This is a genomic window from Microlunatus endophyticus (genome assembly GCF_014646195.1).
In the GTDB taxonomy this organism is placed as follows: Bacteria; Actinomycetota; Actinomycetes; order Propionibacteriales; family Propionibacteriaceae; genus Microlunatus; species Microlunatus endophyticus.
Map to the genome: position 1 here is coordinate 331,445 of NZ_BMMZ01000002.1, position 21,391 is coordinate 352,835.

General features: G+C 67.3%; 17 protein-coding genes. 6 read left to right on the plus strand and 11 right to left on the minus strand.

Features of this window, described 5'->3' with window-relative positions:
* Window positions 1-111 precede the first annotated feature (111 nt).
* Complete coding sequence (lpdA, locus tag IEY07_RS05250) at window positions 112-1,512, minus strand: dihydrolipoyl dehydrogenase (RefSeq protein ID WP_188894114.1); 1,401 nt, start codon at window positions 1,510-1,512, stop codon at window positions 112-114.
* 143 nt (window positions 1,513-1,655) lie between these two features.
* On the opposite strand from lpdA, the gene IEY07_RS05255 reads away from it, so the two are divergent.
* The gene (locus IEY07_RS05255; RefSeq protein WP_188894115.1) at window positions 1,656-3,200 is read left to right on the plus strand and encodes a helix-turn-helix domain-containing protein; all 1,545 of its coding nucleotides are present in this window, start codon (window positions 1,656-1,658) and stop codon (window positions 3,198-3,200) included.
* A gap of 22 nt (window positions 3,201-3,222) precedes the next feature.
* Here the strand turns inward: IEY07_RS05255 and IEY07_RS05260 are convergent, their stop codons facing one another.
* The 7 genes from IEY07_RS05260 to pdxY all read right to left on the minus strand — a co-directional run bounded on the left by IEY07_RS05260 (window position 3,223) and on the right by pdxY (window position 13,492).
* Entirely contained in the window at window positions 3,223-4,521 is a 1,299-nt protein-coding gene (locus tag IEY07_RS05260) for a hypothetical protein (RefSeq protein ID WP_188894116.1), read from the minus strand.
* Window positions 4,522-4,567: 46 nt separating this feature from the next.
* Window positions 4,568-5,005 carry a hypothetical protein gene (locus IEY07_RS05265; RefSeq protein ID WP_188894117.1) on the minus strand — a complete coding sequence of 146 codons (438 nt, stop codon included), beginning with the start codon at window positions 5,003-5,005 and terminating at the stop codon, window positions 4,568-4,570.
* A gap of 163 nt (window positions 5,006-5,168) precedes the next feature.
* Window positions 5,169-8,954: a bifunctional glycosyltransferase/CDP-glycerol:glycerophosphate glycerophosphotransferase gene (locus IEY07_RS05270; RefSeq protein ID WP_188894118.1), complete on the minus strand. Its 3,786-nt coding sequence runs from the start codon at window positions 8,952-8,954 to the stop codon at window positions 5,169-5,171.
* Window positions 8,951-10,750: a glycosyltransferase family 61 protein gene (locus IEY07_RS05275; RefSeq protein WP_188894119.1), complete on the minus strand. Its 1,800-nt coding sequence runs from the start codon at window positions 10,748-10,750 to the stop codon at window positions 8,951-8,953. The genes IEY07_RS05270 and IEY07_RS05275 overlap by 4 nt, the downstream gene beginning before the upstream one ends.
* 104 nt (window positions 10,751-10,854) lie before the next feature.
* A complete protein-coding gene (gene ku, locus IEY07_RS05280; protein ID WP_188894120.1) occupies window positions 10,855-11,877 on the minus strand; it encodes a non-homologous end joining protein Ku in 1,023 nt (340 codons plus the stop codon).
* Between the two features lie 131 nt (window positions 11,878-12,008).
* Window positions 12,009-12,443, minus strand: coding sequence for a large conductance mechanosensitive channel protein MscL (locus tag IEY07_RS05285; protein ID WP_188894121.1), 435 nt, complete (start codon window positions 12,441-12,443; stop codon window positions 12,009-12,011).
* A 164-nt stretch (window positions 12,444-12,607) separates the two neighbouring features.
* Window positions 12,608-13,492, minus strand: coding sequence for a pyridoxal kinase PdxY (gene pdxY / locus IEY07_RS05290; protein WP_188894122.1), 885 nt, complete (start codon window positions 13,490-13,492; stop codon window positions 12,608-12,610).
* Between the two features lie 232 nt (window positions 13,493-13,724).
* Between pdxY and IEY07_RS05295 the strand changes: the two genes are divergently transcribed.
* The 5 genes from IEY07_RS05295 (at window position 13,725) to IEY07_RS05315 (ending at window position 17,884) form a co-directional block, all read left to right on the plus strand.
* Entirely contained in the window at window positions 13,725-14,621 is an 897-nt protein-coding gene (locus IEY07_RS05295; protein ID WP_229669798.1) for a serine hydrolase, read from the plus strand.
* A gap of 76 nt (window positions 14,622-14,697) precedes the next feature.
* Complete coding sequence (locus IEY07_RS05300) at window positions 14,698-15,198, plus strand: PGPGW domain-containing protein (protein WP_188894124.1); 501 nt, start codon at window positions 14,698-14,700, stop codon at window positions 15,196-15,198.
* Window positions 15,198-16,022 (plus strand): glycerophosphodiester phosphodiesterase family protein, encoded by an 825-nt coding sequence (locus IEY07_RS05305; RefSeq protein ID WP_188894125.1) that lies wholly within the window; start codon window positions 15,198-15,200, stop codon window positions 16,020-16,022. Before IEY07_RS05300 ends, IEY07_RS05305 begins: the two co-directional genes overlap by 1 nt.
* Window positions 16,019-17,392 carry an MFS transporter gene (locus IEY07_RS05310; RefSeq protein ID WP_188894126.1) on the plus strand — a complete coding sequence of 458 codons (1,374 nt, stop codon included), beginning with the start codon at window positions 16,019-16,021 and terminating at the stop codon, window positions 17,390-17,392. The genes IEY07_RS05305 and IEY07_RS05310 overlap by 4 nt, the downstream gene beginning before the upstream one ends.
* 111 nt (window positions 17,393-17,503) lie before the next feature.
* The gene (locus tag IEY07_RS05315) at window positions 17,504-17,884 is read left to right on the plus strand and encodes an RNA polymerase-binding protein RbpA (RefSeq protein ID WP_188894127.1); all 381 of its coding nucleotides are present in this window, start codon (window positions 17,504-17,506) and stop codon (window positions 17,882-17,884) included.
* 316 nt (window positions 17,885-18,200) lie between these two features.
* On the opposite strand, the gene IEY07_RS05320 is transcribed toward IEY07_RS05315, so the two are convergent.
* The 3 genes from IEY07_RS05320 to lnt form a co-directional block, all read right to left on the minus strand.
* Complete coding sequence (locus IEY07_RS05320; protein WP_188894128.1) at window positions 18,201-18,857, minus strand: Type 1 glutamine amidotransferase-like domain-containing protein; 657 nt, start codon at window positions 18,855-18,857, stop codon at window positions 18,201-18,203.
* 148 nt (window positions 18,858-19,005) lie between these two features.
* A complete protein-coding gene (locus tag IEY07_RS05325) occupies window positions 19,006-19,560 on the minus strand; it encodes an FxsA family protein (protein ID WP_188894129.1) in 555 nt (184 codons plus the stop codon).
* Between the two features lie 77 nt (window positions 19,561-19,637).
* The gene (lnt, locus tag IEY07_RS05330) at window positions 19,638-21,386 is read right to left on the minus strand and encodes an apolipoprotein N-acyltransferase (RefSeq protein WP_188894130.1); all 1,749 of its coding nucleotides are present in this window, start codon (window positions 21,384-21,386) and stop codon (window positions 19,638-19,640) included.
* Window positions 21,387-21,391: the final 5 nt, after the last annotated feature.

Below are 21,391 nucleotides of genomic sequence, written 5' to 3' on the forward strand. Positions count from 1 at the left end.
GGCTGGGTCTCGCTCATCATGGACGCCAGTGCGCACGGGGGGTACGGGGGTCGTCCCCCGGAACCGCCACCACAAGACCAAGACCGGCGGCAGCGGCACCCAGACGGACGCCTACAGATTGATCATGTGCCCTTCGATGCCGTGGATCGCTTCCTTGATCGCCTCGGACAGTGTCGGGTGGGCGTGCACATTGCGGCCGACCTCGGCCGCGGTCAGATCCCACTTCTGGGCCAGGGTCAGCTCCGGCAGCAATTCGGTCACGTCCGGCCCGATCATGTGGGCGCCGAGCAGCTCGCCGTACTGGGCGTCGGCGACGATCTTGACGAAGCCGACCGCCTCGCCCAAGCCGTGGGCCTTGCCGTTGGCGGTGAACGGGAACTTCGCGACCTTGACCTCGTGGCCGGCAGCCTTGGCCTGCTCCTCCGACAGCCCGAAGGAGCCGATCTGCGGCTGGCAGTAGGTCGCCCGCGGGATATTGGCGTAGTCGATCGGCATCGTCTCGGCGCCGGCGATCGTCTCGGCCGCGACCAGGCCCATCGCCGAGGCGTTGTGGGCCAGCATGATCTTGGCCGTGACATCGCCGATGGCGAAGATGTTCGGCACTGAGGTCCGGCAGTATTCGTCGATCTCGATGGCACCGCGCTCGGTGAGCTTCACACCGGTGGCCTCCAGCCCGTAGCCCTCTGTGCGCGGCGCGAAGCCGATCGCCTGCAGCACCTTGTCGGCCTCCAGCACCTGCTGGTCGCCGCCTGCGGCAGGACTGACCGTGACCTTGACCTTCTCGCCCGAATCGTCGATCGTCCCGACCTTGGTGCCGGTCAGCACCTTGACGCCCAGCTTGCGGTACGCCCTGGCCAGTTCGGCGGAGATCTCGGCGTCCTCGGTCGGGACCATCCGGTCCAGGAACTCCACGATCGTCACATCCACGCCGTAATTGGCCAGGACGTAGCCGAATTCGACACCGATCGCACCGGCGCCGGCGATGATGATCGAGCCGGGCAGGTTGTCGGTGAGGATCTGCTCCTCGTAGGTGACGACCCGCTCGCTGAGCTGGGTGCCGGGCAACAGTCGGGTTGTGGCTCCGGTCGCGACGATCGCGTTGTCAAAAGTGATCTCGGTCTCTCCCCCGCCACCCAGCGCGACGGTGAGCGCGTTCGGGCCGGTGAAGGTGCCCCAGCCCTCGAACTCCTTGATCTTGTTCTTGCGCATCAGGAAGTGCACGCCCTTGCTCATCCGGTCCGCGACCGACCGGCTGCGCTTGTAGGCCGCGCCGAAATCGAAGGTCACTTCACCGCTGATGCCGAAGGTCGAAGCCTCGTGGTTGAACACGTGGGCCAGTTCGGCGTTGCGCAGCAACGCCTTGGAGGGGATGCAGCCGACGTTCAGGCAGACACCGCCCCAGTACTTGGTCTCCACGATCGCCACCGACTTGCCGAGCTGCGCGGCGCGGATGGCGGCTTCATATCCACCGGGACCGGCCCCGAGGACGACGACATCGAAGTGTTCGGTCATGAACCGAACTCTAGTGTGGGACCGAACCCCGGCCGCGTCGCGGGGTCCTTGCGGCGGCGTCGTCGGCTACTGAATGACAAATGGGTATCACCCTCCGCGACACCCACTTCGTGACCAAGTTGGAACGAAGAAATATCTCGCCCATGAGTTATTGTCCTGTGGTGACTGAATTGACTCTCGACCACATCGGCGGACTGATCCGCGACGCGCGCAAGCACCGCGGACTCACCCAGACCCAACTGGCGTCCCGTCTCGGCACCAGTCAGAGCGCGGTCCACCGGATCGAGGCGGGCAATCAGAACCTCAGTCTGGACATGGTCACCCGGATCGCCGAAGCGCTGGACAGTCCGATCATCTCGGTCGGCGGCAACGGCCCGACCCACCTCCGGGTCCGCGGCGGCAACAAGCTGCATGGCAGCATCGAGGTCCGCTCGTCCAAGAACGCCGCCGTCGCAGTGCTCTGCGCCAGCCTGCTGAACCGGGGCCGTACGGTCATCAAGGACATCGCCCGGATCGAGGAGGTCAACCGGATCGTCGAGGTGCTGACGTCGATCGGGGTCAAGGCGACATGGTCGGCGGACAAGGCCGATCTGGAGATCATCCGTCCCGACGAGCTCGACCTCGATGCGATGGACGTCGAGGCCGCCCGCCGGACCCGCAGCATCATCATGTTCTTCGGGCCGCTGTTGCACGCCTACGACAAGTTCCAGCTGCCGTACGCCGGCGGCTGCGACCTGGGTGCGCGGACGATCGAACCGCATCTGCAGGTGCTGCGGCACTTCGGCCTGGACGTCACCGCTACCAACGGCTACTACCAGAGCATCGTCAATACCAGCGTCGAGCCGACCCGGCCGATCACGCTGACCGAACGCAGCGACACCGGCACCGAGAACGCTCTGCTGGCGGCGGCGATGAATCCGGGCGTGACCGTGCTGCGCAATGCCAGCCCGAACTACATGGTGCAGGACCTGTGCTTCTTCCTGACCAAGCTCGGCGTCGAGATCGACGGCATCGGCACCACGACACTGACCATCCGCGGCAAGTCCGAGATCAGCACCGACGTCGAGTACTACCCGTCGGAAGACCCGATCGAGGCCATGAGCCTGATCACGGCCGGCATCGTCACCAACTCCGAGTTGACGATCAGCCGCGCACCCATCGAATTTCTGGAGATCGAGTTGTCGATCTTGTACGAGATGGGCTTGGATTTCTTCCTGAGCGAGGAATACCGCGCCCAGAACGGCCAGACCCGACTGGTCGACATCACCGTCCGGCCGAGCCTGCTGCGGGCGCCGATCGACAAGATCCACCCGATGCCGTTCCCTGGCCTCAATATGGACAACCTGCCGTTCTTCGCCGTGATCGCCGCTGCCGCCGAGGGCAGCACGCTGATCCACGACTGGGTCTACGAGAACCGCGCGATCCACCTGCTGGAGTTGAACAAACTCGGCGCCGACATCTCCCTGCTGGATCCGCACCGGCTGCGCGTCAACGGCCCGACCCGGTGGCGAGGCTACGAGATCGTCTGCCCGCAGGCCCTGCGGCCCAGCGTCTGCATCCTGCTCGGCATGCTGGCGGCCCGTGGCGAGTCGGTGCTGCGCGACGTCTACATGATCAACCGTGGCTACGAGGACCTGCCGAACCGGCTGAACGCGATCGGCGCCAACATCGAGGTGTTCCGGGACTGAAGCTGCGGCTTAGCGCTGCGGGCTAACGCCTCGGGCGAAGACGCCGCAGCGCCCGTCGCCTCAGCTCGCTGAACAGGTCGCGCCGCGTCGCCTCGGCGACGAGCGGTTGGTTTGCGATCTGCCGGCGGACCGAGTCGATCTTGTGCCGAAGGGCCTCGATCTCGGACTCGGTTCGCCGACGCCGTTCCGCCGCGCGCTGCTCGCGGTTACGACGATCGATGGCCGTCAAGACTGGAGCACGTTCGGGATCCGGCGGTCTGGTCGGTGTATATCGGCCCATCGTCTCGACCAGCCCGACCGTCAGCCGGGCCGCCAGATCCGCGCTGACGGAATCGATCGTGGGATTGTCGACCGCAGGATCGTTGTCGGCCGGTGTCCGGGCCGACCGGTCCAGATCACGGATCGGTCCCATGATCTTCACACCCGAGTCGATGATGTCGGTGACCATCATCCGCGCGATCTCGCCGGCTCGCTGTGCGGCCCAGCCGGGCAGCCGGATGCTGTGACTTCCCGCCGCGACCGGCTGCTCCTGCAGACGGCGGATGGCGCCGTATCTGATCAGAGTGGTGTAGTCGGTGCCGGTATAGCCGGCCGAACGGTAGAGCTGGTTGAAGCGACGGACCAGCTCTACCTCCTCGAGCGCGAGGGATCGGTTGGATCGCAGATCGCGGGGTGTCAGCGTTCCCGGGACCACGTCGAGGAGCTCCTCGAAGCTCCGCACCACGAATTCCGGGTCGCGCTCGTCGACCGCGATCACGGTGACGCGCTCGCGTCCGGCGACCTCCACCCAGCGGCGGACCAGAAGGTCGTGGCGATGGCGAAGCCAGAAGGTCGGGGTGATCTTGCCGGAGCGGGGCTCGGAAAGAATCGCCTGCAGCCACTCGTCCCAGGGGTAGACCAGACGGTTCTGGATGTATTGCTGCCATTGGGAAGGAAGGATCGAGGCCAGCGGACGCAGGGTGATCACCACCTGCACGTCACTGCCGAGGCGTTCGAGCAGCCACTCGATCCGCTCCTGGGGCGTCTCGGAATAGAACTCGCTGCTCAGAACGCCGAGCCGGGCCCCGGACGACCTGATCTCGTCGAGCATCTCGAACCAAGCTGCCGTCGAGGTTTCGACACTCTGCCCGGGTTCGACAGTTCTGCTCGAGACGGCGGTCGCTGCATTGAGTTCGTGGTTCTGCCGACCGGGATAGACGACACCCTGCTCCCGTAGACTCGCCCGATTCTGCCCCAGCCCCGCCTGCAGGGTCGTCGTACCCGTCTTGTGCGGGCCGATGTGCAGCACCATCGCAGGCAAGCCGGTCGGCCCGGACTTCATCGGCGTTCCGGTGTCTGATCGGGTGGCACCAGGTCCGGTGGCCGGGTCATCCACGGCGGGTTCCCGGCATGCGCCCGGTGAGCAGCTGTCGAGCCAGAGCTGTCAGCGGCAGTCGGTGCAGGTTCGTCGGATCCGCGCGCCGCCTTTGCAGTTCCTCGGTGGCGATGCCGAGTTCGTCCTGCAGTTGCTGCTTGGTGGCGGTCAAGCCGTCGTCCGTCGAGCCGGGATCCATCGTTGCAGCATCCACCGGCTCGGCGGACTCGACGGGACCCTCGACTTCGGTACGCAGCACCGCCAGCGGTACTTGTGCCGCAACGTCGAGGTCCAGCAGAGGGTCGGTCTCCGGGCTTCCAGCATGGCGCGACGACGCTGCGGTGGCGACCGCGCGAATCGCCGCATCGGAACGGGACCGGGCGAGCCGCGACGACGCCAGCCGGCGTTCCGTGAGCCGCAGCCGCACAGCCGAGGCGAACGCGTCCGCCAAGGGATCGACGGAGCGCTCGGCACTCTCCGGTCCTTCTGCAACAGAATTCATCGCGGTGATCGTACTCGGCCATCATGTGCGGCACGCTTCGCCGGACGGAGGTGGACGAATCAGCAGTGGCTGTCCCGGAAGACGGGATGCCGCCGCGGCCGCGGCGACTGCGTCATTCCCTGGATTCGCCGAAGAATCTCTCAACCACCCGCTCGGCAGCGTGCCCGTCCTGCAAGTACTGGTACTTGGCATGAAAGGCGGCTAGTTGCTCCCGATAGCCGGCTGCCAGTCCGTCAAGATCACGCAGTGCGGCGATCACCTCGTCGGCAGTCTCCGCCAACGGGCCCGGAGCGGTGTCGGTGAAGTCGTACAGGAATCCCCGGACACCACCGGTGTAGTCGGCCAGATCCGGCACCAGGAAGACCATCGGACGTCCGGTCAGCGCGAAATCGAAGCGCAGGCTCGAGTAGTCCAGCACCGCCGCGTCGGCAGCGACGATCAGGTCGTTGATCTCCGGATACTCGGTCAGATCGATGATCCGGGTGGTACGACGCTCGACCCGGCGCGCTTTCGAGGTAAACCGGTGGCCGCGCAGCAGCAGTACGTAGTCGTCGCCGAGTTCCGCGCTCGCGGATGCCACATCGAGGTTGTCCACCATGGCGGCCGACTGATAGCTGCTGGCCAGATGATCACGCCAGGTCGGCGCGTACAGGATCGCCTTCTGATCATCACGGATCCCGAGCAGGTCGCGGACTAACTGGCGGCGCTCCCGGGCACTCGGGAGCACCAGCGCGTCGTCGCGCGGGTAGCCCTGGTTGTGGATCGGACCCTGGTAGGCGTACTCCTCGCGGTAGTAGCGATCCATCTCCGGTGCCGGTGTCAGGATCAGGTCCCACCCGGCCATGGTCCGCGCGAGCTCGGCCTGCAACCGGCGCGGGGTGAATTCCTTGGCCCGCCACATCCGCAATCCCATCGACTTCGCCGGGTAGCCGTGGAAGGTCTGCAGGAACTGCTGGCCGGGTCGTTTGCGCCACCAGCGGGGGAAGTCGACATTCTGCACCAGATAGCCGGCCGTACTCAGCACCCGGTACCACTCGGCGCTGTTGATCAGCACCTTCTCAGCACCGTCTGGCACCGGGGTCCGTAGATCCGCGACGCCCCAGACCGCGCGCGCCCCAGGCCGGCTGCGAAGCAGCTCCTCCTGGATGGCCACGCCGCTGTCGGTCGGCTGCGACCCGTCGTAGCTGGCGAAGTACGCCAGTTGTTGGTCGATCGGGCCCAGACCATCCAGACAGGCCTGCTGCAACCGCTGCTGTTGGTAGGCGCCCGCGTGCTCCAACGGAATCGGGGCTGCCAGGGTGAAGCCGATCGTGCCGCCGCGGCGGAGTAGCCGCCCCAGCCGGACCACGTCGTTGAACTGGAATCCCGCCAGCGCGCCGACCCACTCCGGGCTCGCCCAGACTCGCGCCGGAGCCGGCGGCCGCGGCGTCGTGCTCCCGTCGGAGGACGGATCGACGCTGCCCGGGCCGGCGTCCTCACCGGCCCGCTGGACGGTCAACCTGTACTCCCCGCGCGGCACACCGACCTCGCCCAGTCCCCAGGGATCCCAGTAGAGCGGTACGTCGAAGCTGAAATCACCGGAGCCGATCAGGTAACTGGTCTGGTGGCGCGGCCCCTTCACCACGATCTCCAGGTCCTGCGGTGGTGTCGCCCCGATCCAGTGCCCGCGCACCCGGACCGCCCGCGGTCGAAGCTCGACCGAGTCCAGCAGGACCACCTGCGACGTCTCGACCAGCATCGCGTTGCCCCATTCGCTGCGGGCAGCGACCACATCGCCCTCACCCTCCCCCAGCCACGGACCCGGATCCTGGCGCTCGGACGGGCTTCCCTGGGGCGCGTGCGCGGACCCGGGCCAGGCGATCGGATAGCTCACCCGGTCGCTGCCGATGGCCCGCAACTGCCAGATCGGCGAGTTGCCGGCGGGATGCTCCGGCAGTACCAGCTCGGCGACCGAGTCGGTGACCGCGGCCTGGGTTCGTACGCTGCCACAGCGCGCGGTGACAGCGGTCACCTCGACCCCGGGCAGGCTGCCCGGCCGGGGCCCGACGGTCAGCCGTGCCGAACGACCCCGGACCGAGACCGCGCCGAGTCCGATCGGCTCACAGTCCCTGACCTGGATGAGCAGTCGACGCTGCCGCTCAGCGAGCGTGACGGCGGTACCGGACCGAGTGTTGTGCACCGGGCCATAGCGAGTGCCCAGCAGGAAGGCCGAGCCCCGCCGGTCGACCGTGATCTCCTCAGTGCTGCGGATGAGGCCGTCGACCTCAATCGTCGTCTCCAGGTGCCAGCTCCCCTGGAGCAGCGCAGCCCGGTCGATGGTGACCGTGCAGCCGCCGGCCCGGTAGTCCTGGTACCGATGGCTGACCGTCAGATTGGCCTGATCGTCGAACCGAGCACGGACCGGCAGCTCGATCGGTTCGGGCTCGCTCGGTTCGGGCTCGATCGGTTCGGGACTGTCGCCGACACCGTCGACATCGCCGGCACTGTCGACATCGCCGGGGACTAGCCGAGCGGTGATCGTCGGCTGTCTGCCGGCCAGGTCGACCAACTCCATCCGTACCAGCAGGTCGAGCTCCAACTGATCGCCGGGACCGGAGCGCACCGACCGCAAGTGCGCGCGTGCCGGCGTCTCGGATTCCGCCAGCACGTACGCCTCCCGGTCGACGACCAGACCCGGACCGTCGGTCACCGGCTCGTCGAAATACGGCAGTCGTGCGTAGATCCGGCCGGACTCGATCGTGGTCGCGACGTTGTCGCGTTCGAACCAGCGGGCGGCGACGAATTCCTCCAGCAACCCGCGCCGATCATTGATCAGCAGCTCGAGCTTGACCCGCGGCTCGGCGCGCAGCCGGTTCCAGACCCGCGCCTCGACCCCTTCCCGCAAGGCGACGATGCCGTCGCGGAGTTGGCGCCAATGCTCGGCGGAGATCCGCTCGACATCGCCAAGGAAGGTCTGCACCTGGTTCTCGCAGACTCCGACCAGCCAGGTCTCGTAGAGCCGGTCGCCCAGCCGCCGCAACCGCTGCCCGACAGCAGACGTGTCGGTCAGCCAGTCCGACAGGTCGGCCGTCGAGTCGTACATCTGCTCGACCGGCAGTGCGTCACCCCGGGAACGTTCGGTGTAGGTCGAGGCAGTGATGACGTCGAAGGAGGTCGCCTTCTCGAATCCTTGCAACACCAGCAGAGTCTCGCCCTCGGCACCACTGAACGACAGCCGCGCGCGCCGCCAGAAGCCGGTCGCGAACATCCGATTCCCCAGCGACATCTCGGTGATCGCGGCCGGGAAGTCCGCCAGCGTCGTGTGCAGCCGCTCGCTGTCGTGGACCACATCGCGGCGCGGCAGGGCCGAGGGCAGCAGTGACGGTGGCGATGTCATCCGGCCGATCACGAAATCGGACCCGCTGCGGTGCAGCGCATCGAACGCTTCCGCGACCGCGCGGGGAGGCAGCGTGTCGTGTCCCCGCAGAAAGCACAGCAGCCGGCCCTTGGCCAATCGAGCGCCCCGGTCCCGGGCCGCGGCCAGCGTCGGGCTGCTACCGCGGACCAGCCGGACCCGGTGATCAGCCGCCAGCCATCCCTTCAGGGCTGTCGGCAGCCGATCCGCGGCGCCGTAGGCCAGCACCAGGATCTCCAGGCTCGGATGGGTTTGGTCGACGGCCGACCGGATCGCCGCGTCCAGATACTCCAGGTCGTCGTCGGAGGCACTGAGCACGATTGTGACCAGTGATCGTCCGAAGCGGTCTCCGGCGAGATTGCGGGCCACATCCCTGGCAGCCCGCCGGACGACCGCGGGTGACCGGCCGTCGATCACCTTCAGTGTCCGGCCGAGTCCGCGTCGGGTCACGGTCACGGCGCGCCGGCCCCGATCGACCGATCGGGCCGACCTCGGCCGGCTCACCCGCGCTCCATCGCGGCCGCGGTGTCGCGTACGAAGACGCCCTCGCGGTCGAAGTCGAAGCTGAATGCGGACTGGTAGCCGCCGGACGCGAAGTGGTCACCGCGCCACTCGGCCTCGGACCGGCACCAGGCCACATTGATTGCATGACCGAACACTCCGGCGATCAACCACTCGTTGCGGCCGGTGTACGACTCGGAGGTAACCAGGATCACCTGCTTCGGCTCGGGGGTGAACATCAGGTGGAACATGCCGCTGCCGGCGAAGCCGGCGATCGCGTCCGCTTGCCGGAACATGCGGATCTGGTCGGGAAGCGGATGGTCCTCGGGATAGACCAGGGTGAAGCCCAGCGACTCGAACAGCTGCTCGACGTCGGTTGCGTTGCGGCACGACCGCTTCTTGATCCGCCGCGCGATGAAGATCCGGTCGGGCGAGGCGCCCAGCTCGGACTGTGCGGCCAGATCGTCACCGACGCGACGCCAGATCTCGCCGATCCCGGGGTGCACGTAGTACGGATTGGACAGCATCGGCGTCGCAGCGACGAGACGCTCGACACGGACGGGCTCACGGGCGAACACAATGTCGTCCCGGTCGATGCCGGCTGCGCCGAGCAGCCGTACCTCCCAGTCGGACAGCTGCCGGCGCCGGTTGGCGTGCAGGATCGCCTTCAGCGACGGGTCGGCGGCCTTGGCCTCGTCCCAGGCCCAGAGCCGGGCGAGGACCTCCGTGGTCATGTGCCCGAAGTGTCCCCGGACCTCGTCGTCGAGGTAGAAGTACGAGCCGGGCAGCGTACGGACCGATTCCGGGCCCGGATCATCGGCGAACTCGGGCACTGCTGTCGCGTCGGCGAAATCGCGGGCGATCTCGCGCATGAAGGGGTTTCGGAGCCGTCCCACCGGCCAGTGCCGGTAGCTGTCGGGAAGGATGATGGAGCCGATCGTCGCGATCTGGCCCGGAATCGTCAGCACCCCCTGGTACTCGCGCAGCGCCAGCGCCGGAGCCTGCTCCAGGGATCTGACCGAAAGCAGGTGGTCGTAGTCGCTCATCCGCAGGCTCGGAGGCTGCGGAACCGGAGCGCCCGGCCGGCGGGCGAGGACGCGGCCGAGATCGGGGCGCTGGTCGAGCAGGTCGTCGATCTGCTCCTCGCGGATCTTCGCCTGTGCCGCAACGCCGGCCACCAGGACCAGGTAGTCCCGTCCGAGCTTCAGCTCCCGGACCGCCTGACCGAACCGCGCCCGGTCCGTACGGCCCCACTGGGGATCCCCAGGTCCCTGCTCTGTGCCGTACTGACCGGCCACATCGGCCAGCACCGCGCCGAGTTGCTTGCGCAGAGCCTCGGCACCGTTGCCGCGGCCGAGTTTGCGGACCAGGACCACCCCGCCCGGACGGACGCAGTAGATGTAGCGCCGGACGCGCGGCAACCTGTCCGGCACCGTGCTGTCGTCGATGATCAGATCGCACGGCCCGATCGCGGCCAGCGCGACGTGCAGCTGTGCATCCGAGAGACCGGCTCCGACGTCGTGCACTGTGGCCTGCGGCCGACCTGCGAGCACCGTCTCACGGAGCCGTTGCAGCGGGCGATGGGCGATAATCACCACCACTGGATCCGCGATCTGCTTCAGCTGATTGGACAGCACCTCCTCGACCGTCCGCATCCGGGTGACCGGCGGCCTCGAACCCTGTGCGGCCAGCGGGGCTGCCACTGACCGCAACCGACGGCGGGCAGGACCGGGGATCCGGGCGGCGAGCGGCTTGGTCCACCCGGCCACAGCTCTGCGTACTGCCGTAAGTCGTGCCATAGCTCGCTAACGATATGTCACGCGGAGCCAACTGTCGTCGGTCTCAGGTTCCTCGGGGGTTCGCCCTTCAGGTTGCTCAGGCAACACCTAGGCGACACCCAGATTCAGGAAGCGCGACGCTGCTGAGCGGCGCCGACGGCCAGCTCCAGGTCGGAGCGACTCATCGAGGACCGGCCGGCGATCTTCAACTCCTGGGCCAGGTCGTACAACTCCGATTTCGACAGCTCGGACAGATCCTGCCCTTGCTGGAGGGCCCGGCCGCTCTTGGCCGTGCCTGCACTCCTCCTGGCAGCGATCTTCGTGCTTGCGCGCTTCTTGCCGGCCCGGATCTTGCTCGTCCCCTTGTTCTTCGCACGGGCGCGCTCGACAGAGGCGCGCAGAGCAGCAGTCAGGTCGACCACGGTCGACTCCGGCTCCTCTTCGTCCACCTCGAACTTCTCGTCGCGACCCTTGGCCTCGACCAGGGCGTTGACCCGCTCGGTGTAGCTGTCGTGGTAGCGCTTCGGGTCCCAGCCCGAGCTCATCGATTCGATCAGATTGGTTGCCATCTCAAGATCCTGCTTACGCAGTGACCGATGGTCCGGCCGGTCGTTGATCACCTGGTCGAGATCGCGGACCTCGTCGGCGAAGTACATCGTCTCCAAGATCATTGCGCCTTGGTACGGCCTGATCACCGCGAGATATTCCTTGTTCCGCAGCACAAAGGAGGCGACGGCAGCCCGACCGGACTTCTCGATGGCGGCGCTGAGCAGAGCGTACGGCTTGCGGGCATTCTCGTCACGCGGGCTGAGGAAGTAGCTCTTCTGGAAGTAGACCGGATCGATCTGCGCCAACTCGACGAAGTCCAGGATCTCGATCGCCTTGGTCCGCTGTGGTTCGACCTCTTCGAGCTCCTCGTCGGTCAGGACGACATACTCCCCGTCCGGCAGCTCGGCACCCTTGACGATGTCGTTGTAGTCGACCTCGTCGCCGGAGTCCTGGTTGACCCGTCGGTAGCGAATCCGCGAATTCGTCCCCCGTTCGAACTGATGGAAGCGGACCTCGTGTTCCTGGGTCGCCGGATAAAGCCCGATCGGGACGCTGACCAGTCCGAACGACAGGGCGCCGGTCCATACCGCTCGTGCCATCGTGCTCCTTCCCCAGGCTTCCGGCACTCAGCCATTACCCAGCGGCGCACCACAGAAAAGCGCAACAGAAAGCCCGCGGCGACATGGTCACCGCGGGCTCCACGGTGGGATCAGGTCGGGGTCGCAGAAGCTCAGGCGGCAGCCGCAGGCAGGTCCGAGGTGCAGTACTTGCACTTGGTCGCGCCGACTGGGAGGTCATCCGACAGGCAGGCCGGGCAGGTCTGGGCCGGTGCCGGATCGCCGAACACGGTGATCCCCCGACGGGCCTGGATGTGCTTGTACGGAACGACGATCACGAAGTAGACGACCGCCATGAAGATCAGGAAGTAGATGATCGCCGAGATCAGCGAGCCCAGGTCGATGAAGGTCGCCTTGGCTCCGGGGGCACCGAGCTGGATACCCAGACCCTGGGTGTCCGGGCTCGCGCCCTGCGCCCGCGCGACGATCGGCAGGATGATGCTGTCGGTGAACGCCTTGATCAAGGTACTGAAGGCGGTGGCAACGACCAGGCCGACGGCGATGACGATCACATCACCGCGCATCAAGAAGTTTTTGAAGCCCCTCATGACTCTCCTCCTGACGTCTCGAGACGTCGTCACATAGCGGCCGAGTGGTAGCCGGGTTGGTTATACGACGCACGTACGCTATCGCGAGCTTCGGTCCACCCGACTGCGAATCGCCCCGCGAAACGCGGCTGGAAACGTCAATTTCAACTACCTCGGCCCCGACCTCACCGGATCCGGACGACCGGGAAGCTGCGGCTCGGGCTCGCGATCTCGTCCTGTGCCGCAACCAGCTGCAGTTCCCGGGCGCCCCGGGCCCGGGTGAGCGACAGCACCCCATAGGCGACCGCAGCCGTCTCGGCGAGAGCCTCGGCCGCCGCATCCCTGCCGTGCTGGAGCAGGCCGCCGAGGAACACCGCGGCGGTCAGGTCGCCCGCGCCGGTGAAGGTCTGCGGGATGAGGGGTGTGGTCACCCGCCAGCCGCCCGAGTGGTCGACCAGCACCATCGACACCGAGTCCAGGTCGTCCGGAGTGGTCACGCTGGTGACCAGCACCGCTCCCGGACCAAGATCACGGGCGGCTTCGGCGGCGGTCAGCACTTCATTCAGCGAGCCGGTCGGCAGGCCGGTCAGCAATCCCAGCTCGAACTGGTTGGGCGTGATCACATCCGCGGCCGGGACCACGGTCGAGGACATGAATTCGGGGATCGACGGGCGGACGTATATCCCACGGTCGACATCACCCAGCACCGGGTCGCAGCAGTAGATCGCGGCCGGATTGCGGTCCTTGACCAGGCGTACGGCTTCCAGGATCGCCGCGCCGACGTCCTCGCCGCCCTGATAGCCCGACAAGACTGCGTCGCAGCTGCCGAGTACGCCGCGGTCGTCGATTCCGCGTACCACCTCGAGCACATCGGAGGCGGTCAGCATCGGGCCGCGCCAGGACTCGTAGCCGGTGTTGTTGGAGAAGTGCACCGTGTAGACCGGCCAGACCTCGATCCCACGGCGCATCAGCGGGAAGGTCGCCGCGCTGTTGCCCACATGACCGTACGCCACCGAGGACTGGATCGACAGGATGCGGTGCGGTTCGGAGCTGGCCGGATCAGAGGTCACATCGCATTCTTACGTTCCGGCCCGGTCGGACGCCCACCGGCCACCAGCCGAGCAGCAGCCGCCCAGTACCGGCAACCGCCCACTCGAGCGATCTGGTCGAGCTGACCGACCCAGCTAACCGACCCAGCTAACCGACCCAGCTAACCGATCCAGCTGACCGATCCAGCTGACCGATCCAGCTGACCGATCGAGCTACCTGGTCCGGCGCAGCATCCGTCAGACTGTCCGCGTGATGAAGCCCGAGACGGCCACCGTTGCGGCTGCCGCCGACGCCTGGACCGCCGACCTGCACGACGTCCTGACCGCATTGGTCGCCGAAGAGCTCAGCGCAGCGGCGCACCTGCGGATCTCCTACGAGTTGGCGACGACCGACGGAGTGGTCGATACCAGGCAACCCGACCTGCAGCACTACTCCGCCAGCACCATGAAACTTCCGTTGGTACTGGCCGCCTACCGCCTGCACGACCACGGAACCCTCGACCTGGACTCGACGCTCACCGTCCACAACAGCTTCACCTCTCGCACCGGCGAGCCCTACGCCATCGATCCGGACGAGGACTCCGACCCGGAGGTATGGGCGAGAGTCGGTCAGCAGGTGCCGCTGCGCTGGCTGTGTCGCCGCAGCATCATCCGGTCCTCGAACCTGGCGACCAATCTGGTCGCCGACGCGGTCGGCTTCGAGGCAGTCGCGCAAGTGATCGTCGACTGCGAGGCGGACGGTGTACAGGTCGTTCGCGGCATCGAGGACTACGCCGCGCAGCGGGCCGGCATCTCCAATCTGGTGACGGTGTCCGGACTGAACAAGATCCTGCTCGCGCTGGCCGGCGGGACCGCGGCCCCGCCGGGCACCTGTGCCGCAGTACTGGGCGTACTGGCCGACAACGAGGTCGACACCGACATCCGTCCAGGTCTGCCGACCGGCACCTGGGTGGCCCATAAGAACGGCTGGGTGAGTGACGGCGTCCTCGACGCTGCGCTCGTTCGGCCGCACGGCGGGGACGATCCCCGCGATCAGTTCGTCCTCAGCGTGGCGATCAGCGGCGCGTGGCCGAACGAACGGTCCCATCGGCTGATCCAGCGGATCGCGGGCACCGTCTGGCAACGTCGGCCCGGCGGCGGCGATGACTGACGGTCTCACTGAAAGTTTCCCCAGAGCCGGATCACAGCAGGCCGAGGCGGGCGTCACCGCACCTACAGTTGTGCCCATGGCGACCCGGGACGCTCGTGGAGGTCGGAGCGAGCCCGAAACCCGCGGCGCGCTGAGCGGCACGACGCACGCGGACCGAACCATGCAGGGCAGCGACCAGACCGAGCACCACGACCGCTGGGCTTGGCGGCGCAAGATCCGCGCCGATCCCCACAAGGCCAGGGTCTATCGGGTGCTGATCGGCATCCTCGGCACCCTGCTCATCCTGTTCGGCGTCGTGAGCGGCCCGTTGCCCGGTCCAGGTGGCATCCCGTTGGTGCTCCTCGGGCTGGCGATCTGGGCCAGTGAATTCGCCTGGGCCCATCGGCTCATGCAGTGGGTCAAGCGCCAACTGCATACCTTCCGCGGCTGGGGCAGACCGAAACAGGTGCTCGCCTGGGTGATCTTCTTCGCCGTCATCGGTGCGCTCGGGTACGCAGATCTGCTGGTGCTCGGCATCCCGACCTGGGCACCCCACGTGGCCGTCACCTGGTTGAGCCGGCTGCCGGGCGTGGGCTGATGGCTCGGGCACCGGTCGGCCGGCGGGCGGCGGACTTCGGCTTCTTCGATGCCCCGTTCCTCGCCTTCGCCCATCGCGGCGGGGCGGCGTACCCGGCCAATCGCGGTCACGAGAACACTCTGGCGGCCTTCCAGGCTGCGGTCGATCTCGGCTACCGCTACCTGGAGACCGATGTGCACGCCACCCGGGACGGACGGCTGGTCGCCTTCCACGACGAGCGGCTGGACCGGGTCACCGATCGCACCGGGGCGATCGCCGAGCTGACCTTCGACGAGGTGCGGACGGCGGTCGTCGGAGACGGATACCAGATCCCGACGCTGGCCGAGTTGCTGCACGCCTTTCCGGCCGCTCGGTTCAACATCGACTGCAAGGCCGAGGACGCCGTCGACCTGCTGGCCCGGGAGATCCTCGAGCACGAGGTCGTCGACCGGGTCTGCGTCAGCTCCTTCGGCGTCCACCGGCTGCGCCGGCTGCGGGAGTTGTTGCCGGCGGTGCCGACCGCTGTCAGCTCGCGGGCCATCGTGCAGTTGCGGTTCGCGCCCTTCCTGACCCGGCTGCCGGTGATCAGCAACCTCGTCCACTCCCCTGGTGTCGCCCTGCAGCTGCCGGTCACCACCCCGGTCGCGGGACGCCAGGTGGCGGTGCTGACCGAACGCCTGGTGACGGCCGCACACCAGGCCGGACGGCAGGTGCACGTCTGGACGATCGACGACGCGGCCGAGATGAATCGGCTGATCGATCTCGGCGTTGACGGAATATTCACCGACCGGATCGACACGTTGAAGGACGTACTGGCCCGGCGCGGCCTATGGTCGGCAGCATGACGACCGACAGCGGTGTCCCGGCGGGAGCCGAGGCCGTACCGGCTGCCTCGCCCGGCGCCCAGCCGGCCAAGCGCCGTACGGTGCTGGCCTGGGCATTGTGGGACTGGGCCTCGGCCGCTCAGAACGCGGTGATCACAACCTTCGTCTTCGGTCCCTACATCGTCCAGGGAGTGGTCGGCGACCACCGGCCCGGCGGGCTGACCGGCGACACCTGGATGGGTATCTCGACCACGGTCGCCGGTGTCTGCATCGCGCTGGCGGCCCCGATCGGCGGCCGGCGCGCCGATGCCGGTGGGCATCGGCGACGCAACCTGGCGATCTGGTCCGGGCTGGTGTTGTTGACCATGGTCGGACTGTTCTGGGTGAAGAACGACGTCAGCTTCCTCTGGCTCGGGCTGGCGTTGATGGCGGCCGGCAACATCTTCGCTGAGCTGGCCGGGGTGTCGTACAACTCGATGCTGCCGCAGGTGTCGACCAAAAAGAACATGGGCCGGATCTCCGGGTTCGGCTGGGCGATGGGCTATTTCGGCGGAATCTTCCTGCTGCTGATCTGCTACGTCGGCTTCATCGCGCCGCACGTCGGCTGGTTCGGCGTCGGCAGCGAGGGCGGGCTGCGCTATCGCGCGATCGCACTGATGGCCGCCGTCTGGTTCGGCATTTTCGCGATCCCGATCTTCCTCGCCGTGCCCGAGGTCAAGGCCGCTGCGAAGGTCAGGCTCGGTGGCGGCGGACTGGTCGACGCGTACCGGCAGCTGATCCTCGACATCCGCAACCTGTTCCGGGCCGACCGGCATTCGGTCTATTTCCTGCTGGCCAGCGCGATCTATCGCGACGGCCTGGCCGCGGTGTTCTCCTTCGGGGCGATCCTGGCGGTCAGCGTCTACGGGATGGCGTCGGGGACGGTGTTGATCTTCGGTGTCGTGGCCAACATCTCGGCCGCGATCGGCGCCGTCGTCATGGGCCGTTTCGAGGATCGGATCGGGCCCAAGCGGGTGATCCTGATCTCACTGACAGGGCTGGTCGTGATGGCCAGCACATTGCTGGTGGTGGCGCTGATCCATCCGGCCAACATCACGATGCTCTTCTGGATCTTCGCGCTGATCATGGTGCTCTGGGTGGGCCCGGCACAGGCCAGTTCCCGGTCCTTCCTGGCCCAGATCGCACCGCCGCAGCGGGAAGGTGAGCTCTTCGGTCTGTACGCCACCACCGGCCGGGCAGCCTCATTCATTGCACCGGCACTCTTTGCCGTGTTCTCAGGCTTGTTCGGTGACCGGATCGGTATCCTTGGGATCATTCTGGTCCTGCTCGGCGGGGCCGTGGCGCTGGTGCCGGTGAAGTCCCCTGCCGCGAGGGCTCGAGCAGATTTCTAAGCAGATTTCTAGGATGTGCGGTTGGCCACATCGCGGGTAACGCCCCGTCGGTGAGGGAACATGTTATCGGGCGCATGCGTTGTGATATGCGAACACATCGGGAGGTAAACCATGGCTGATCGTTCGCTGCGTGGCACGGGTCTCGGCTCGAAGAGTTTCGAGGATGAGACCGGCGTCGAGTTCGCAGCTCGTCAGGAAGTCGGCTACATCTGTAGCAACAAGCACGAGTACTCGCTCACCTTCGCCGTGGAAGCCGAAGTCCCCGCAGTCTGGGAGTGCCCGCGCTGCGGTGCCGAGTCGCTCCGTCTGGACGGCACCAAGGCGGAGGCCAAGGACGAGAAGCCCGCACGTACGCACTGGGACATGCTCCGCGAGCGTCGCTCCATCCCCGAGTTGGAGGAGTTGCTGGCCGAGCGGCTGGATCTTCTGCGCAGCGGCGAGCTCGGTCCGAACTACGCGACCGTAGGCGGCAAGACCCGCAAGAGCGCCTGAGCTCCGCGGCACGCCGTACAGGGCGTCGTACGACTCCGGTCGTACGGCGCCCTTTCGCATGCCCGGCGCCGTGCTCAGGGGCCGTGGAAGTCGCGACAACTCGAGTTTCCGCCACGAAATCGGCCCGTAGCACCGTGGAACTCGTGACAACTTGAGTTTCGGGCGGCGACGGCTTGTGCTTGTTCCTTCTCCGACCGGTGACGAGACGACCGGTAGGAGCCGGTACGCCGACTCGCTCGAGGCACACGAGACTGCCGCGCACGCGGTGTGGCAGACCATCCGTTCGGACCCGGCGGCGGGCTCGGCATAGCCATGGTCACCGGGAGTTGAACTGCTCCCAGTGCCCCTCGGAGATCACCTCGATCGCATCGCCGACCGAGATCGCCGTCTGGTCGTCGATCGCGTACGCCGGCCCGCCGATCTTGGTTGCCCAGCGGCGGGCACTGTCGAGCGAGTTGTCCGGCCAGTCCGGATAATCCAGGTGCGGAAAGATCGAGAATTCGACGAGTCCCAGGGTCTCGTCGCCGGGCGACCGGTCCCAGTCGACGAACTCCGGGCCGATCCGCGGAGTCATCACCATGCTGCCGGCGCTCACCCCGACCCAGACCGCGTCCTCCAGTGAGGGCAGCAGCTCGGCCAGCCCGGATTCCTTCATCCAGTGGCACAGGTAGGTCGCCTCGCCGCCGTCGACCAGCAGGACATCCGCCGCCCGGACCCACGGAACCCAGCGGCCGCGATCGATGCTCGACAGCGCCGTGAGCTCGAGGACGCCGACCGATTTCCAGCCGAGATCACCCAGACCCGGCCCGGCGATCGATCGCATCACCGACGCGGGCGAGCAGGCCGGCTGCCCCCATTGGGCGGTCGGGATGAAGAGCGCGTCGGCGTCGGCGATCGGCTTGCCCAGCAGCGAGACCAGCGCCGCATTGATCGTCGGGTTCGTGACACCGCCCGAGGTGAGAAGCATCCTCATGATCTACCCTTCGGTCCGCCTCGAAGTTCACCCACAGCGCGTCCAACCCGGCCCGCTGGCTCAAGGTTTGCGATTGGTGCCGCGACACGCCGTACGAAAGTGGTGCAGCTGTGCGCAAGGTCAAGGTTCGAGCTTTGGTGTGGAGCGGTCAGCGGTCGCCGACCTCGCCACGGATGATCGTCGGCCCGTCCGGATCCTGGGTGCCATTCGGACCGGGATTGTCGACGACTTCGCCCTCGATCACCTCGCCATAGCCTGTCGACCCGCGCCCGCGGGACCGGCCACCGAATCCGCCCAGCCCATCAAGATCCCCCAGGTCGGGGATCCGCCGGCCGATGGCGCGATTCAGCATGGCGGCAGGCACCCGCCGGGTGACGGGCAAGAGGAGGAGCAGGCCCAGGACCGCTGTAATCACCCCTGGAAAGATCAGTGCCGCTGCCCCGCCGACGACCAGACCGGTGTCGACCGCCTGCGCCACCTGCCGGCCGGGATTCTGCAGGTCCAGCCGGCTTGGATCGGGTCGGTTCTCGCCTGTCCTGGCCAGCCGCTGCCACGCGCTGCGCCAGCGGCGCCGGATCAACCACCCGCCCGCGGCCGCCTCGGCAATCATGAAGAGCACCACCGGCAGCGCACCGAGGTGGTGCCCGATCAAGATCAGCAGCCAGATGTCCACGACACCCAGGATCAGGGCGCCGGCGAACACCGGTCCCAGGCGATGTCGCCACCTCCGCGTTCCCGCGGACTCATCCGGCCGGCCCCAGCTCATAGACCGATTGTCCCTCAGTCTGCCGAAGACTGGCCCGCGGACGACCCCGAGGGATCCCCCAAAGAGCCACCCGCCGTACGTGTCCGGGTGCGTCTGCCGGCGATGATTCCGATGACACAGCACACCAGCGCGCCCGCAGCCAGCCCGCGGTCCAGCCACGGGGCGATCCGTACGGCCGGAGTGATCTCGGTGCGCAACGGCATCGTCACCACGTTCGAGGTCGCCGTACGCTCCTTGGTCTGCCACTCCACCTGACCGTCGCGGCCGATGAATCCGGAGACACCGTTGGTGGTGGCGACGGCGATCTCGCGGCGGGTCTCCATGGCGCGCGCGCGGGTGATCGCGAACTGCTGGGCGACCTGGCCGGTGCCGGTGTAGGTGGCGTTGTTGCTCTGCACCATGAACAACTCGGCCCCGGAGTTGACCACGTCGTAAATCGTGTCGTCGTAGGCGAGCTCGAAACAGATGGCGTCGCCGACCACGACCTGGTGCACGGCGCTGCCGCCGAGAGTGATCGGGACCTTGATCGCGCCGGGCTTGGTGCCGGGAACCGACTGCGGCCCGACCAGCTGCAGGATCGGGAAGTGCGGCAGCAACTCGTTGCGGAACGGGATCCATTCGCCGAACGGCACCAGGTTGCGCTTGTCGTAGCGGGCGATGATCCCCTTCTGGGGATCCCACCACAGCCCCGAGGTCTGCCGCTCGTCCGGACCCGGTCCGTCCATCACCGCCCCGACGAAGATCGGCTTGCCGGCAACGGTGGCCGCAGTCTCGACCTGGTCACCGGTGATCGGATCCTTGGTCGGGTCGATGTCTGTGGAATTCTCCGGCCAGAGAATGAAGTCCGGCTTCGGGTACTTGCCCTCATCGACCTGGCCCATCAGCTTTTCGGTCTGTGCCACGTGGTTGGCGGTCACCGTACGCATCCGGCCGAGGGCGTCGATGCCCTTGCCGGGGACATTGCCCTGGACGATCCCGACGTGCGCAGTCTGTCCGATGCCGTCGGCCGGATCCGGATTCCAGCGCTGCAGGCCGACACCGGCGCCCAGCAGCACGACCCAGACAGCTACCGGCGCGACCAGCATCCGCCCGATCCGCCGCCGATCTTGACCCTCCGGCCGGGCCGTGATCAACCTCAGCGCCAGCCAGCCGACGGCCTGCGACAGCAGCGCGACCAGGAAGGAGACACCGGCCACGCCGACCATCGGGAACAACCCCTCGAAGGGCGTCCCGACCGCGGTGTAAGCGATCCGGGTCCAGCCGAAGCCGCCGAACGGATAGCGGGAGTAGACGTACTCGACACCGGTCCAGGCAGCGGCGGCCATCAGCGGCCAGAATCGCAGCCGGCCCACCAAGGTGATCGCGACACCGAGCAGTCCGAACGCGAGCGCCTCGAACCCGACCAAGCCGAAGACCCCCAGGTAGGCGACGGCGCCGCCGCCGACGATCACCCGGACCCAGCCGATCGCCACGGTCAGCATCGCCAGCCCGAAGAGGTAGCCGGTGAGGAAGGCCCGCCGCGGCCGGGTGCCGTGGGTGAGGATCGTCAAGGCAGCCGCGCCGACGAAGGTCAACGGCCAGATCGCATACGGCTGGAAGGCGAAGGCCAGCGCGAGACCGGCCAGCACAGCACTCAGCAATCTCAGCAACAAGGGCATTCGGAGGCTGCCGGCACGGCTCCGCCGCAGTACCGCCGGGCGGGTATCACGCTCGGCCGCGAGCGCCGGTGAGGCGGGCGCGGTCAGCGCATCACGTTCGAGCACCACCC

Excerpts from the sequence above, each read along its gene's own strand:
- lpdA (WP_188894114.1), bottom strand. The coding sequence starts at position 1,512 with ATGACCGAACACTTCGATGTCGTCGTCCTCGGGGCCGGTCCCGGTGGA.
- IEY07_RS05295 (WP_229669798.1), top strand. The coding sequence starts at position 13,725 with ATGAAGCCCGAGACGGCCACCGTTGCGGCTGCCGCCGACGCCTGGACC.
- IEY07_RS05320 (WP_188894128.1), bottom strand. The coding sequence starts at position 18,857 with ATGAGGATGCTTCTCACCTCGGGCGGTGTCACGAACCCGACGATCAAT.
- ku (WP_188894120.1), bottom strand. The coding sequence starts at position 11,877 with ATGGCACGAGCGGTATGGACCGGCGCCCTGTCGTTCGGACTGGTCAGC.
- IEY07_RS05260 (WP_188894116.1), bottom strand. The coding sequence starts at position 4,521 with ATGAAGTCCGGGCCGACCGGCTTGCCTGCGATGGTGCTGCACATCGGC.
- IEY07_RS05315 (WP_188894127.1), top strand. The coding sequence starts at position 17,504 with ATGGCTGATCGTTCGCTGCGTGGCACGGGTCTCGGCTCGAAGAGTTTC.
- IEY07_RS05310 (WP_188894126.1), top strand. The coding sequence starts at position 16,019 with ATGACGACCGACAGCGGTGTCCCGGCGGGAGCCGAGGCCGTACCGGCT.
- IEY07_RS05255 (WP_188894115.1), top strand. The coding sequence starts at position 1,656 with ATGAGTTATTGTCCTGTGGTGACTGAATTGACTCTCGACCACATCGGC.
- IEY07_RS05300 (WP_188894124.1), top strand. The coding sequence starts at position 14,698 with ATGGCGACCCGGGACGCTCGTGGAGGTCGGAGCGAGCCCGAAACCCGC.
- IEY07_RS05275 (WP_188894119.1), bottom strand. The coding sequence starts at position 10,750 with ATGGCACGACTTACGGCAGTACGCAGAGCTGTGGCCGGGTGGACCAAG.
- IEY07_RS05285 (WP_188894121.1), bottom strand. The coding sequence starts at position 12,443 with ATGAGGGGCTTCAAAAACTTCTTGATGCGCGGTGATGTGATCGTCATC.
- IEY07_RS05305 (WP_188894125.1), top strand. The coding sequence starts at position 15,198 with ATGGCTCGGGCACCGGTCGGCCGGCGGGCGGCGGACTTCGGCTTCTTC.